A 13,113-nucleotide genomic window follows, 5' to 3' on the forward strand; every position below is an offset into this window, starting at 1 on the left:
CCCTTTGGCAAAGCCAAGGGGAGGGCTGGGGAGGGGTGCCGTTGCTGTTGCCTCAACGAATCCCCAATCCCAAATTCCCCAATCCCCAACCTGATCTCCGCTCCAATCAAACCTCCCGCCATTGCCCCGGCTGAAGTTCGCCCAGCGCATGCGGCCCCATCGATGCGCGCACCAGCCGCAGCGTCGGCAATCCCACTGCTGCGGTCATGCGCCGCACCTGCCGGTTGCGGCCTTCGGTGATCGTCAGCGCCAACCATGCATCCGGCACGGTCTTGCGGAAACGTACCGGCGGGTTGCGCTCCCATAACGCCGGCGCGGTTTCCAGCAACTGCACGCCCGCCGGCAGGGTCGGCCCGTCATTGAGCTGCACGCCATCCCGCAATGCCTGCAGTTTTTCTGCGCTCGGCACGCCTTCCACCTGCACCCAGTAGGTCTTGGGTTGCTTGTGCCGTGGGTCGGTCAACCGATGGGCGAGGCTGCCGTTGTCGGTGAGCAGCAACAGTCCTTCGCTGTCGTAATCCAGGCGGCCGGCCGCATACACCGCGGGCGGCAGGCCGAAACCGGCCAGCGTCGCGCGCGGTGGCTGGCTGCGGTCGGTGAACTGACACAGCACGTTGAAGGGTTTGTTGAAGGCGATGAGCATCAGGCAGTTGTTACGGAAAAGGCGCGGCCATTGTCCCATCCCGCCGCTCCGGGAACGCGCCGGCCGGTCATTTCCGCGCGGCAGCCCGCCGCAGCACATCGGCAAGCGGGATGATCGCCCTCTCCATTTCCGCCGGGGTATAGGCGGCAAACCCGAGCAGCAGGCCGGGGTGCGGCGTCCGCGAGGCATGCAGCGCGGTCAGCCCCTGCAAGGCCACGCCCGCGCGCAGCGCCCCTTGCAGTACGGTTTGTTCGTCGATGCCCGGCTTGAGGAAGCACGGCAACTGCATGCCCCCCGCCGGCACCTGTGGCACGACGAAATCCGCCAGGTGGGTGCGCACCAGCTGCAGCAGCGCGTCACGCCGCTCCACGTAGATACCGCGCATGGCACGCACGTGCGCGCCAAAGTGGCCGGCGTCCATGAAGCGCGCCAGCGTCAGCTGGGCAAGGGTCGGGCTGTGCCCATCCATCAGCGTGCGCGCCACTGTCATCGGCGCCACCAGCGATGGCGGCAGCACCATGTAGCCGATGCGCAGGCCGGGGAACAATGACTTGGTGAAGGTGCCGATGTAGAGCGTGCGCTCATGCGCGTCCAGGCCCTGCACGCAGGCCGTCGGCTTGCCGGCATAGTGGAACTCGCTGTCGTAGTCGTCCTCGATGATCCAGGCATTGTTCTGGCTGGCCCAGTGCACCAGCGCCAGGCGCCGGTCCAGCGACAGCGTGGCGCCGGTGGGGAACTGGTGCGATGGCGTCAGGAACACCGCGCGGGCGTCATGCCCCTGCCGCTGCAACCGCGCCACCTGCATGCCTTCGGCATCCACCGCGATGGGCACGCGCTTCAGGCCGGCCGCGTCGAAGGCCCTGCTGGCACCGTGGTACATCGGGTCTTCAACCAGGATGCGGTCGCCGGCATCGAGCAACAGGTTGGCGCACAGAGTCAGGGCCTGCTGCGAGCTGGTCAGCACCAGCACCCGGTCGGGCGTGGCATGGCCGCCGCGCTCCAGGTTGATGTAGTCGGCAATGGCCCGGCGCAATGGCTCCACGCCCTGTGCCGGGCTGTGTGCCAACACCGCGCTGCCGTGCTCACGGATCACCTCGCGCTGCAGCCGTTCCCACACATGCAACGGGAAGTTCCGTGTTTCCGGCACGCCGGGCGCGAACGGCCGCGGCGCAAGCACGGTCTTGACCCCGCCGGTGCCGTGCAGCGCCTGGCCGCGTGTGCTCAGGCCGGGTGCCTGCGCCGGGGGCTGTTGCCGACGCGCCGCCTTGGCACCGGCAAACAGCCGTGCGCGACGGGAGACGCAGCTGCCACTGCCAACCTGGCGTTCGATGAAGCCTTCGGCGTGCAACTGGCGGTACGCCGCTTCAACCGTGTCACGCGACACACCCAGCGACTGCGCCAGCGGGCGCGATGCCGGCAGCGGCCGGCCCACCTCCAGTGCGCCGGCCAGGATCAGCTGGCGGATCGCCCGCTGGATGCGCCCATGCAACGGCAGGCCGGCGTGGGCCGGGTTGCCGACAAAGGCTTTCACCGATTCGAGTTGCGCGTGTTTGAACACCCTGTCCGCCGCCCTGCAACGGCCGGCAAATGGTCTGCCAGACGTCGCTTTAATGGAGGGGCGAAACATGCCATTGACGGCGTACAAAGACAATCCTTCTCCCCTGCCGGAAGCCCGATGTCTCCCGCACATCCCCCCTCTCCGCTCCGCGCGGGCGATCTGCTGCACCCGGTCGTCGCCGCGCTGGTATCGGTCATCGTCAATTACGGCGGCACCTTCGTGCTGGTGTTCCAGGCGGCACGGGTGGCCGGCCTCAGCCCCGAGCTGACCGCCTCATGGGTGTGGTCGGTATCCATCGGTGTGGGGATCACCGGCATCGCGTTGAGCTGGTATACCCGCGCGCCGATCATCACCGCCTGGTCCACGCCCGCGGCAGCATTCCTGGTGACCGCGCTGGCCAGCGTGCCGTATGCGCAGGCCATTGGTGCCTACCTGATATCCGCCGCTGCGTTTGTGCTGCTGGGCCTGTCCGGTGGTTTCGAGAAGGTGGTGCGCTGGGTGCCGCCGGGCATCGCCGCCGCGTTGCTGGCCGGCATCCTGCTGCAGTTCGGCATCGGCGCATTCGGTGGGCTGAGCGTGGACCCGCTGCTGGTGGGTGTGCTGGTGCTTGCCTACCTCGTCTTCAAACGGTTTACCGCACGCTATGCGGTGGTTGGCATCCTGCTGCTGGGCATGGTGTTGCTGGTGGCACAGGGGCGCATTGACCTGGCCGCGTTGCAGCTGAAATTCGCACGGCCGGTGTTCACCCTGCCGGAGTTCTCGTTGAGCGCATTGCTGGGCCTGGCGCTGCCGCTGTTCCTGATCACCCTCACCGGGCAGTACATGCCGGGCATGCTGGTGCTGCGCAACGACGGCTACCGCACCAGTGCCAATCCCCTCGTCGCGGTCACCGGCTTGGGCTCGCTGTTGATGGCGCCATTCGGTTCCCACGGCTTCAACGTGGCCGCGATCACCGCGGCCATCTGCACCGGCCGCGAGGCGCATGAAAATCCGTCAAAGCGCTGGATCGCCGGCCTCGCCGCCGGTGTGTTCTACATCATCGTGGGCATCTTCGGGCTGACCCTGGCGGCGGTGTTCATGGCCATCCCCGCCGCGTTCATCACCACCCTGGCGGGGCTGGCACTGCTGGGTGCCATCGGCGGCAGCCTGGCCACCGCCATGGGCGATGCGCGTACCCGCGAGGCGTCGCTGATCACCTTCCTGGCGGCGGCAGCCAACATCCAGTTTCTTGGCATCGGTGGCGCGTTCTGGGGCTTGCTGATCGGGCTGCTTGCCCATGCCGTGCTGCATGGCCGCCTGCCACAGCGCACCGCCCTGCCCGCCGACGCCGCCGTGAACCGATGACACGCTTCCCATCACCTGCCGGCGCATGGCGCCAGAGGAACCCCCATGTACGACCCCAATCTCAGCCTGGAACAGTTCGACCCGCAGCTGGCCCGCGCCATTGATGACGAACAGCAGCGCCAGGAAGACCACGTTGAACTGATCGCCTCGGAAAACTACGCCAGCCCGCTGGTGATGGCCATCCAGGATTCGGTGTTCACCAACAAGTACGCCGAGGGCTACCCCGGGCGGCGCTTCTACAGCGGTTGCGAGAACGTGGACGTGGCCGAGCGCCTGGCCATCGAGCGTGCGCGGGAGTTGTTCAACTGCGACTACGCCAACGTGCAGCCGCACTCCGGTGCGCAGGCCAATGCGGCGGTGTTCCTGGCACTGACCTCGCCCGGCGACACGGTGATGGGCATGAACCTGGCCCAGGGCGGCCACCTCACCCACGGCAACCCGGCCAATTTCTCGGGCCTGCATTACCGCATCGTGCCGTATGGGCTGGACCCGGCCACCGGCCTGATCGACTACGACGAGATGGAGCGCATTGCGCTGGAAACGCGGCCGAAGATCCTGATCGGTGGTTTCTCCGCGTACTCGCGCCACAAGGACTGGGCGCGCATGCGTGCCATTGCCGACAAGGCGGGCGCCTTGTTCTGGGTGGACATGGCGCATGTGGCCGGCCTGGTCGCCACCGGCCTGTATCCGGACCCGCTGCCGCATGCGCATGTGGTCACCACCACCACGCACAAGACACTGCGCGGCCCGCGCGGTGGGCTGATCCTGTCACGCGGCCAGGACGAGGCGTTCTACCGCAAGCTGGACTCGGGCGTGTTCCCCGGCATCCAGGGCGGGCCCTTGATGCACGTGGTGGCGGCCAAGGCGGTGGCCTTGAAGGAGGCCCTGTTGCCGGGCTTCAAGGAGTATCAACAACAGGTGCTGCGCAACGCCCGGGCAATGGCCGGGGTCATCCAGGCCTGTGGTTTCCGCATTGTCTCCGGCGGCACCGACAATCACCTGATGCTGATTGATCTGTCATCGCGTCCATATACCGGCAAGCAGGCCGATCATGCCCTGTCCCTGGCGCACATCACCACCAACAAGAACTCGGTGCCGAACGACCCGCGCTCACCGTTTATTACCTCCGGCATCCGCCTGGGCACGCCGGCGGTCACCACCCGTGGCTTCGGCGTGCTGGAGTGCGAGCTGCTCGCGCACTGGGTATGCGATGTGCTGGAGTCGCTGGAGCAGGGCGAAGCGGTGCAGCAGCGCGTGCGCGAACGCGTGGCCGGGCAGGTCACCGCACTGTGCCGGCAGCATCCCGTCTACCGCCGCATGTCCACCGCTGCCTGAAACAAACGCGGGAGGCGCATGCTCGCGCCTCCCGCATGATCATCCGTTGACGTTTCAGGGCTTGATGAAACGCAGCGTCATCCGGTCGCTCTCGCCGATGGCCTTGTACTTGGCGGCGTCGGCGGCGTCATGGCTGTTGGACGGTGGCAGCATCCACACGCCCTTGGGGTGATCCTTGGTGTCGCGCGGGTTGGCGTTGACCTCACTGCTGGCATCGAGCTTGAAGCCGGCCGCTTCAGCCATCGCGATGACCTGCGCCTGGCCGACGTAGCCGCTCGTGTCATCGGCCGGCACGTCGGCCTTGGCGCGGTGCTCGACCACGCCCAGCACGCCACCGGGCTTGAGCACGTCAAAGAACGCGCGGAACAGGCCTTCGGCCTGGCCATTGGCGCGCCAGTTGTGCACGTTGCGGAAGGTCAGCACCACATCGGCCGAGGCCGGCTTGCCCAGCACCGGCGCGGCCGGGTCGTAGGCTACTTCGGTGGCGCGGTCGAACTGCGCCGGCGCTTCGGCGAACTTCTTGGCCAGCCCATCGCGCGAACGTTGCTGGTAATCGCGCCCACCACCGGCCGGCAACGCCGTCGGGTCAACCACCGCCGCCACGTACTGGCCGTTCTCGCGCAGGTAGGGCGCCAGGATTTCCGAATACCAACCGCCGCCCGGGGTGATCTCGATCACCGTCTGTTGCGGCTGCACGCCGAAGAACGCCAGCGTCTGCGCAGGATGGCGGTATTCATCACGCGCGACGTTGGCCGGCGTGCGTGCACTGTTGGCCACCGCGGCCTGCAGCACCGGCGGCACCTGGATGTCGGTTGCGGCTGCAGCAACTGCACTGTCCTGGGACATCGCAGGCAGGCTTGACATCAACGTGCCCATACCCAGCAGACAGGCGCACAGCAACGGGACTGGCTTGTTCATCACGGACTCCGGCTTTGGTGTGGCGCGAGCCTAGCACGCGTTGAATCGCTGGCAATGCGTCGCGAATGTTCACATTGCGTTAGCAGACAAAAGCAATGCGGAACGCTGTTTTCGCTCGCACTGCCATCGCAGCGGAACCATCTGCGTCTATGCTGCAAGGCTTGGAGAAAAAACAGGGAGAAGCACATGACACAGCTCCGCGAACTGGGTCGCTCCGGCCTGCAGTCCAGCCCCATCGCCTTCGGCGGCAATGTTTTCGGCTGGAGTGCCGATGAAAAGACATCCTTCGCCCTGCTCGATGCCTTTGTCGATGCCGGCTTCAACCTGATCGACACCGCCGACGTCTATCCGGCCTGGGTGCCGGGCAACCGCGGCGGTGAATCGGAAACCATCATCGGCCGCTGGCTGCAGCGCAGCGGCAAGCGCGAGCGGGTGCTCATCGCCACCAAGGTGGCCAAATGGGCCGAGCACCCGGGCCTGTCGGCGGACAACATCAACGAAGCCGTCGAGGATTCGCTGCGCCGCCTGCAGACCGATGTGATCGACCTGTACCAGGCGCATGAAGACGATGAGTCGGTGCCGCTGGAAGAAACCCTCGGCGCGTTTGCGCGCCTGATCGATGCCGGCAAGGTGCGCGCCATCGGCGCATCCAATTACAGCGCCGCGCGCCTGCGCGATGCACTGAAGGTATCGGCCGACTACCACCTGCCGCGTTACGAAACGCTGCAACCGGAATACAACCTCCATGACCGCGCCGGCTACGAGGCCGAGCTGGAACCCGTGGCACGCGAACACGGCCTGGGCGTGATCAGCTACTACTCGCTGGCCAGTGGCTTTCTCACCGGCAAGTACCGCCACGCCGACGACGCGGCCAAGAGCAGCGCACGCGGTGCCAAGGTGGTGGAGCGCTACATCAACCCGCGCGGCCTGCGCATTCTCACCGCACTGGACGATCTGGCCGCCAAGCACCGCGCCACACCGGCACAGGTGGCGCTGGCCTGGTTGATCGCCCGCCCCGGCATCACCGCGCCCATCGTCAGTGCCACCAGCGTCAAGCAGTTGCACGACGTGCTGGCGGCAGCACAACTGGTGCTGTCGGCACAGGAAATCACCCAGCTGGACCAGGCCAGCGCTGAACAAAGCTGAATGCGGCAACGATTGGACGCCAGGGAAGGCGCGCCGTAGCATCGGCCAGACAGGGGGTAGACCGCGAATGGAGTCCTACCCATGAAGACCACATCCGCAGCCCAGCGCGATTTCAACCGTGACGCCGAGCTCGCCTATTGGCGCAGCGTGCATGCCATCGGCCGTCTTGGCCATCACGACTTCGACCATTACCGGCGCCTGCTGGAAATGGGCTACGACGTTTACCAGGCCTACCCACGCGCCAGCGAAGAGCAGCTCTACCGCGCACTGCAGGACAGTTACCACCGCCACCAGCCCACGCTTGCAGTGCCATGGGATGAAGCCCGCTGGCTGGTGCGGCATGCCTGGCACCACGCGCAGATGCATTGAGTGGGTGGTGTGCTGAGTGTTTGTGGCGCGCAGTGCATGTAGCGCGGATGCACGCGGATGCGTTGGTACTTTGATCACAGGTTTTCAGCGCGACAGAGTGACCAGTGGTGGTGACTGTGCTTGCTGCGATTGCTGCGCCGGCTGTGCTTGCTTCCCTTCTCCCGCGTGCGGGAGAAGGTGCGCCGCAGGGGCGGATGAGGGGAGCTTTGGCTTTGGCTTTGGCTTTGGCTTTGGCTTTGGCTTTGGCTTTGGCTTTGGCTTTGGCTTTTGATTTTTGGCTTTGCGAATGGCTTCGGAAAGTACGGTGATCAATCATCAAACCTACTTCGATCTCCCCTCTCCCCAACCCCTCTCCCGCTAGGGGAGAGGGGCTTAAGCGAATAAGCGAAGCAGCCAAAGCACCTGCTGAGGGAGCAGCGCGGACAATGTGACGCTCACGCGGACGCGGCTCTTGTTTCACTTCTCCCGCGCGCGGGACTGCAGCCCCCTTTTTGGGGGAAGGTGTCCCGCAGGGGTGGATGAGGGGAGCTTTGGCCTTTGGCTTTTTTGGCTTTGGCTTATGATTTTTTGGCTTTGGCTGTTGGCTTAGCCAATGACTTCGGAAAGCCGAATGCTCAATCATCAAACCTACTTCGATCTCCCCTCTCCCCAACCCCTCTCCCGCAACGGGGAGAGGGGCTCAAGCGAAGCGGCTTCGCTGCGTCTCACCGCGCAAACGATGCGTTCGCCAGTGCCTGCGCCAGATAATCCAGGAACGAGGTTATCCGCGCGGATACCGCGGTGTTGCGGTAGTACACGGCGTGGATCGGTTGGCGTACTTCCACGGTCTGTTTGGGCAGCACTTCCAGCAGCGTGCCGGCTTCGCGGTCGCGTTCGGTCATGAAGTCGGACAGGCAGACGATGCCCACGCCTTCCAGCGCCAGCCGGCGCAGGGTTTCGCCGCTGGACACTGCCAGCACCGGGCGTACATGCAGCAACGTGCCGTCCTCTTCGCGCAATGGCCAGTGGTTCAATGAATCCGGTTCGTTGAAGCCCAGCAGGGCATGCTCGCGCAGCCGTGCCAGGTTCCTTGGCGTGCCGTGCTGTTGCAGATACGCCGGGCTGGCGAGTACGCGCAGGCGGCTGTGCGCCAACGGCCGCGCGTGCAGGGTGGAATCCGCCAGCGGCCCGATGCGGATCGCCACGTCGGTGCGGCGTTCGAGCAGGTCGATGTAGCGCTCGCTGCTGTTGAGCTCCAGCGCGACCTCCGGGTAGCGGGCGCGGTAACCGGCCACCAGCGGTGCGATGACATGCAGCACGAACGGCATGGCCGCATCCACGCGCAGGCGACCGGATGGCCGCTCACGGCGTGCGGCAATCTGCGCTTCGGCCGCCTCCACCGAGGCGACGATGGCGCGCGATTGCGCCAGGAAGGCCTCGCCTTCTTCGGTCAGGTGCAGGCGACGGGTAGTGCGGGTCAGCAAGGTGGTGCCCAGCTTCTCTTCCAGCCGCGCCAACGCCCGGCTGACGCCGGACGTGGTCTGCTGCAGCTGCTCGGCCGCGGCGGTGATGGAACCGGCGTCGATCACCGCGATGAAGGCCTGCATTTCGTCGAGCGTGGTTTTCATGGGCGCGCCTGCCGGAAGACGGGACATTATTGACTACGAATCAACAGTCATTGGCGTGAAGACGGCTTTTTCGGCAAGAGTTGGGCACCCAGACTGCGCAGCCTCGTCCCTTCCCGGAAACGCCCATGTCCCGTGGCATCCCCCTTGCTCTGTTGGCGCTGACGCTGGGTGCGTTCGCCATCGGCACCACCGAGTTCGTCATCGTCGGGCTGATCCCGACCATTGCCGCCGACCTCCACGTCAGCCTGCCCTCGGCGGGTCTGTTGGTCTCCCTGTATGCGCTGGGCGTGGCGGTGGGTGCCCCGGCGCTCACCGCGCTCACCGGGCGGGTGCCGCGCAAGGCGCTGCTGGTTGCGCTGATGGTGTTGTTCACCGTTGGCAACCTGATTGCCTGGATGTCACCCGGCTACGGTTCGCTGATCGTGGCGCGCGTGCTCACCGGCCTCGCGCACGGCGTGTTCTTTTCCATCGGCTCGATCATCGCCACCTCGGTGGTGCCAAAGGAAAAAGCCGCCAGTGCGATCGCCATCATGTTCACCGGCCTGACCGTGGCACTGGTCACCGGCGTGCCGCTGGGCACCTTCATTGGCCAGCACCTGGGCTGGCGCGCGACCTTCCTGGCCGTTGCCGCCTTGGGCGTGATCGCATTGATCGGCAGCCTGCTGTTTGTACCGCGCAACCTGCCGCGCAGCGCGCCGGCCACATTCGGCCAGCAGTTCGCGGTGCTGGCGCAGCCGCGCTTGTTGCTGGTCTATGCGATTACCGCGTTGGGCTACGGCGGCACCTTCCTGTCCTTCACCTATCTGGCCTCGATCCTGCAGGACGTGACCGGCTTCTCCGCCAATGCGGTGAGCCTGGTGCTGCTGGTGTACGGCGTATCGGTGGCCATCGGCAATCTGTGGGGCGGACGCCTGGCCGACCGTCTTGGCCCGATTGCCGCACTCAAGCGCATCTTCGCGTTGCTGGCGCTGGTGTTGTTTGTGCTTACCTTCACCGCCTACAACACCTGGTTGGTGCTGCTGACGGTGCTGGCGCTGGGCGCGGTGGCTTTCGGCAACGTGCCGGGCCTGCAGGTGTATGTGGTCAAGCAGGCGCAGCGCTTTGTGCCGCAGGCCGCCGATGTCGCCTCGGGCCTGAACATTGCCGCGTTCAACATCGGCATCGCGCTGGGTGCCTCGCTGGGCGGGCTGGTGGTTGACCACATCGGCCTGATGCATACGCCGTGGCTGGGCGCGCTGGTCGTGGTCGGCGCGTATGCACTGACCGTACTCAGCGGCCGCCTGGATCGCCGCGACGGTGTGGATGCGCGTGCCGATGGCATTGCCGTTGCCGCGCACTGATCGCTTACTACTTTCTGTTTGCGATGCATGGCGTTGTCTGCATCGCGTGCTCTCTGGAGAAATGCAATGACTGTTCCGTCCATCGGCCTTGGCACCTACCGCCTGAAAGGCCAGGTGCTTACCGACTCCGTACACAATGCGCTGACGCTGGGCTACCGCGCCTTCGACACCGCGCAGATCTACGACAACGAAGCCGACCTCGGCGATGCGCTGGCGAGCAGCGACGTGCCGCGCGACGCATTGTTCCTGACCACCAAGATCTGGATCGAGAACTTCCATCACGATGATCTGCTCACCAGCCTGCGCGAAAGCCTGCGCAAGCTGCGCACCGACCATGTTGATCTGGCTTTGATTCATTGGCCGTCGCCGAACAATGCCGTGCCGATGCGCGAGTTCCTCGGTGCACTGACCGAAGCCAGGTCGCAGGGCCTGACCAGGGCGATTGGCGTTTCCAACTTCACCATCGCGCTGACGCGCCAGGCCATCGACATTCTTGGCGCCGACGCGATTGCCACCAATCAAATCGAAGTGCATCCATACCTGCAGAACCGCGCGTTGATCGCCTACCTGCGCGAACAGGGCATCCACGTCACCGCGTTCATGAGCCTGGCCTACGGCGCGGTGTTGAACGACCCTGTGATCGAAGCGATCGCACGCAGGCATCAGGCAACCACCGCGCAGGTGGCATTGGCCTGGGCGCTGCAGCAGGGCTATTCGGTGATTCCGTCATCGACGCGCCGCGAGAACCTGGCAGGCAATTTGAAAGCAGCCGAGCTGCGTTTGGATGCGCAGGATATGGCGCAGATCGCAACGCTGGATCGCGGCGAGCGCGTGGCCAACCCGGAAGGTATCGCACCAGACTGGGATTGAGCCCCCGCATCGCCCTCACCCGGCGCGGCTTGCTTCCATCAGCGGATACGCCGCGCCAGTCCATCGGCCAGGGTTTCCAGCAGTGCGCTGACTGTGGGCAGCGCCTGGCGGCTTTTCATCCATGCCAGGGTGAGCGGCAAGCCTTCAGCGGCCAGCTGCGGCAGCACCTCCACCAGCGTGCCGTCCTCAAGGTGGCTGCGCACCAGCCAGGTGGGCAGCTGCACGATGCCGCAGCCCACCAGCGCCGCGGTGACCTGGCCTTCGCCATCGCCTACCACCAATGGCGACGGCATCACGCGGTGCTCGGCCTCGCCGGGCATTTCCCCGGCAAAGCGCCACGGACTGATGGAACCATCCGCGCGGCCGTAGGCAATGCAGCGGTGGGCGAGCAGATCCTGCGCCGTTGCCGGCCTACCGTGCGTTGCCAGATAGGCCGGCGCCGCGCAGAACACATGCCGCTCATGCCCCAGCAGGCGGTGTTCCAGCTGCGGTGACCAGGCAGCGGGGCCACCGATGCGCACGAGGATGTCCACGCCGTCCTCGACCGGGTCGATGAAGCGGTCGGAGAACGACACCTGTGGCCGTGCCAACGGATACGCCTGGGAGAAACCCAGGATGATCGGAAGCGCCTGCAGCCTTCCGAATGCGGCCGGCAGGTCGATGCGCACGCGACCACTGGGCTCGGTGTCTTCCGCGCGCAATGCCACTTCTGCTTCTTCCAGCTCGGCCAGCACCGCAATGCAGGTTTTGTGGAAAGCGATGCCCGCCTCGGTCAGCGACATGCGCCGCGTCGTGCGATGGAGCAGGCGGCGGCCCAGCCGTTCCTCCAGCCGCGCGATGGATTTGCCAACCGCCGAGGCGGTCAGGTGCAGCCGCTCCGCTGCCGCGGTGAAGCTTCCCGCTTCGGCGACACAGACAAACACATCAAGGCCTTTCAAGCGTTCGGAAGGATGCATCAGTCAGCGGCGCCTTTATTCGGGAATCTGATTCCGTAAAAACGATAGAAAACATCGCGGAACGGAATCTGCGGCCACGATAGGCTGCCCGCATTCCCCGAGCAAGCGCACCCAGGCAGCCCATGACCCACGAACGCCCCACCGTCCTCGTCACCGGCGCAACCGGCCAGATCGGCGCGGAAGTGTTGAGAAATCTCGTCCTTGAAAACATCGTCACGCCGGTTGCAGCCGTGCGCTCGGCGGCCAGGGCCGCAGCGCTGCAGGCGCAAGGGGTCCGCACCGTGATGCTCGACTTCGACCGGGAAGACAGCTTGCTGCCGGCGCTGCAGGGCATCGACCGCGTGTTCCTGGTCACTGGCTACAGCGTGGACATGCTGCGCCAGAGCAAGGTGTTCCTGGACGCGGCCAAACAGGCGGGTGTGCAGCATGTGGTGCACCTGGGCGCATGCGGTGGCGACGACGCGAGCATCGGCCACTGGGCATGGCACCAGTTGGTGGAGCGCTACATCGAGTGGCACGGTTTCTCCTTCACCCATCTGCGGCCCGAGGCCTTCATGCAGAACCTGCTGAGTTACGACGGCACGCGTGCGGTGGTTTCCGGTGTGATCCGGCAATACACCGGCGATGCGCGTTTCAGCTGGGTAGACGGTGAGGACGTCGCCGCCGTGGCCGCGCAGGCGCTGTTGTGGCCGCAGCGGCATGCCGGGCAGACCTACCGGCTTGGCTACGATGTGAAATCCTACGGCGAGGTTGCCTCGTTGATGAGCGAACTGCTCGGCCAGCCGTTCCGCTATGACGCCCTGAGCCCGGAGGTTTTCCTGGAAGACATGCGCAGGGCCGGCGCCGAGATGGCCTACATGGAGTGCGTGGCCGACAACTTCCGCCGTGTTGCCGAACGCCGCGTCCCCGGCATCGAACAGACGCATGACAACTTCCAGCAGATCACCGGCCGCGAACCCGTGCGGTGGCCGGATTTCATCCGCAAACACCGCGACGCGTTCACCTACTGATGCAGCCCCGATGCGTG

The 13,113-nt window shown here is 65.6% G+C and carries 12 protein-coding genes; 7 read left to right on the plus strand and 5 right to left on the minus strand.

Annotation, left to right across the window (positions count from 1 at the left end):
- Window positions 1-106: 106 nt before the first annotated feature.
- Entirely contained in the window at window positions 107-643 is a 537-nt protein-coding gene (locus ACVOLO_RS01660; protein WP_481568672.1) for a pseudouridine synthase, read from the minus strand.
- 67 nt (window positions 644-710) lie between these two features.
- A complete protein-coding gene (gene pdxR / locus ACVOLO_RS01665; RefSeq protein ID WP_481568537.1) occupies window positions 711-2,201 on the minus strand; it encodes a MocR-like pyridoxine biosynthesis transcription factor PdxR in 1,491 nt (496 codons plus the stop codon).
- 117 nt (window positions 2,202-2,318) lie between these two features.
- Here pdxR and ACVOLO_RS01670 point away from each other — a divergent pair, with 117 nt between their 5' ends.
- Window positions 2,319-3,545, plus strand: coding sequence for a benzoate/H(+) symporter BenE family transporter (locus ACVOLO_RS01670; protein WP_481568538.1), 1,227 nt, complete (start codon window positions 2,319-2,321; stop codon window positions 3,543-3,545).
- Window positions 3,546-3,590: 45 nt separating this feature from the next.
- Window positions 3,591-4,880, plus strand: a complete 1,290-nt coding sequence (glyA, locus tag ACVOLO_RS01675; protein WP_481568539.1) for a serine hydroxymethyltransferase — start codon at window positions 3,591-3,593, stop codon at window positions 4,878-4,880.
- A 54-nt stretch (window positions 4,881-4,934) separates the two neighbouring features.
- On the opposite strand, the gene ACVOLO_RS01680 is transcribed toward glyA, so the two are convergent.
- Window positions 4,935-5,798, minus strand: coding sequence for a class I SAM-dependent methyltransferase (locus ACVOLO_RS01680; protein WP_481568540.1), 864 nt, complete (start codon window positions 5,796-5,798; stop codon window positions 4,935-4,937).
- Between the two features lie 186 nt (window positions 5,799-5,984).
- Here ACVOLO_RS01680 and ACVOLO_RS01685 point away from each other — a divergent pair, with 186 nt between their 5' ends.
- Complete coding sequence (locus ACVOLO_RS01685) at window positions 5,985-6,944, plus strand: aldo/keto reductase (protein WP_481568541.1); 960 nt, start codon at window positions 5,985-5,987, stop codon at window positions 6,942-6,944.
- Window positions 6,945-7,025: 81 nt separating this feature from the next.
- The gene (locus ACVOLO_RS01690; protein ID WP_481568542.1) at window positions 7,026-7,313 is read left to right on the plus strand and encodes a hypothetical protein; all 288 of its coding nucleotides are present in this window, start codon (window positions 7,026-7,028) and stop codon (window positions 7,311-7,313) included.
- A gap of 704 nt (window positions 7,314-8,017) precedes the next feature.
- Here the strand turns inward: ACVOLO_RS01690 and ACVOLO_RS01695 are convergent.
- Window positions 8,018-8,920 carry a LysR substrate-binding domain-containing protein gene (locus tag ACVOLO_RS01695; RefSeq protein WP_481568543.1) on the minus strand — a complete coding sequence of 301 codons (903 nt, stop codon included), beginning with the start codon at window positions 8,918-8,920 and terminating at the stop codon, window positions 8,018-8,020.
- Window positions 8,921-9,045: 125 nt separating this feature from the next.
- On the opposite strand from ACVOLO_RS01695, the gene ACVOLO_RS01700 reads away from it, so the two are divergent.
- Both ACVOLO_RS01700 and dkgB read left to right on the plus strand, forming a co-directional pair.
- Complete coding sequence (locus ACVOLO_RS01700; protein WP_481568544.1) at window positions 9,046-10,260, plus strand: MFS transporter; 1,215 nt, start codon at window positions 9,046-9,048, stop codon at window positions 10,258-10,260.
- A gap of 66 nt (window positions 10,261-10,326) precedes the next feature.
- A complete protein-coding gene (gene dkgB, locus ACVOLO_RS01705) occupies window positions 10,327-11,130 on the plus strand; it encodes a 2,5-didehydrogluconate reductase DkgB (RefSeq protein ID WP_481568545.1) in 804 nt (267 codons plus the stop codon).
- 38 nt (window positions 11,131-11,168) lie between these two features.
- Here the strand turns inward: dkgB and ACVOLO_RS01710 are convergent, their stop codons facing one another.
- On the minus strand, window positions 11,169-12,086 hold the full coding sequence (locus ACVOLO_RS01710; RefSeq protein WP_481568546.1) for a LysR family transcriptional regulator: 918 nt from the start codon (window positions 12,084-12,086) through the stop codon (window positions 11,169-11,171).
- Window positions 12,087-12,208: 122 nt separating this feature from the next.
- Here ACVOLO_RS01710 and ACVOLO_RS01715 point away from each other — a divergent pair, with 122 nt between their 5' ends.
- The gene (locus tag ACVOLO_RS01715) at window positions 12,209-13,096 is read left to right on the plus strand and encodes an NmrA family NAD(P)-binding protein (RefSeq protein WP_481568547.1); all 888 of its coding nucleotides are present in this window, start codon (window positions 12,209-12,211) and stop codon (window positions 13,094-13,096) included.
- Window positions 13,097-13,113: the final 17 nt, after the last annotated feature.

Source organism: Stenotrophomonas sp. STEN056 (assembly GCF_056759635.1).

Coding starts and splice junctions, on each gene's coding strand:
- ACVOLO_RS01670 (WP_481568538.1), top strand. CDS start 2,319: ATGTCTCCCGCACATCCCCCCTCTCCGCTCCGCGCGGGCGATCTGCTG.
- ACVOLO_RS01695 (WP_481568543.1), bottom strand. CDS start 8,920: ATGAAAACCACGCTCGACGAAATGCAGGCCTTCATCGCGGTGATCGAC.
- ACVOLO_RS01660 (WP_481568672.1), bottom strand. CDS start 643: ATGCTCATCGCCTTCAACAAACCCTTCAACGTGCTGTGTCAGTTCACC.
- ACVOLO_RS01685 (WP_481568541.1), top strand. CDS start 5,985: ATGACACAGCTCCGCGAACTGGGTCGCTCCGGCCTGCAGTCCAGCCCC.
- ACVOLO_RS01690 (WP_481568542.1), top strand. CDS start 7,026: ATGAAGACCACATCCGCAGCCCAGCGCGATTTCAACCGTGACGCCGAG.
- ACVOLO_RS01700 (WP_481568544.1), top strand. CDS start 9,046: ATGTCCCGTGGCATCCCCCTTGCTCTGTTGGCGCTGACGCTGGGTGCG.
- ACVOLO_RS01710 (WP_481568546.1), bottom strand. CDS start 12,086: ATGCATCCTTCCGAACGCTTGAAAGGCCTTGATGTGTTTGTCTGTGTC.
- ACVOLO_RS01680 (WP_481568540.1), bottom strand. CDS start 5,798: ATGAACAAGCCAGTCCCGTTGCTGTGCGCCTGTCTGCTGGGTATGGGC.
- ACVOLO_RS01715 (WP_481568547.1), top strand. CDS start 12,209: ATGACCCACGAACGCCCCACCGTCCTCGTCACCGGCGCAACCGGCCAG.
- glyA (WP_481568539.1), top strand. CDS start 3,591: ATGTACGACCCCAATCTCAGCCTGGAACAGTTCGACCCGCAGCTGGCC.
- dkgB (WP_481568545.1), top strand. CDS start 10,327: ATGACTGTTCCGTCCATCGGCCTTGGCACCTACCGCCTGAAAGGCCAG.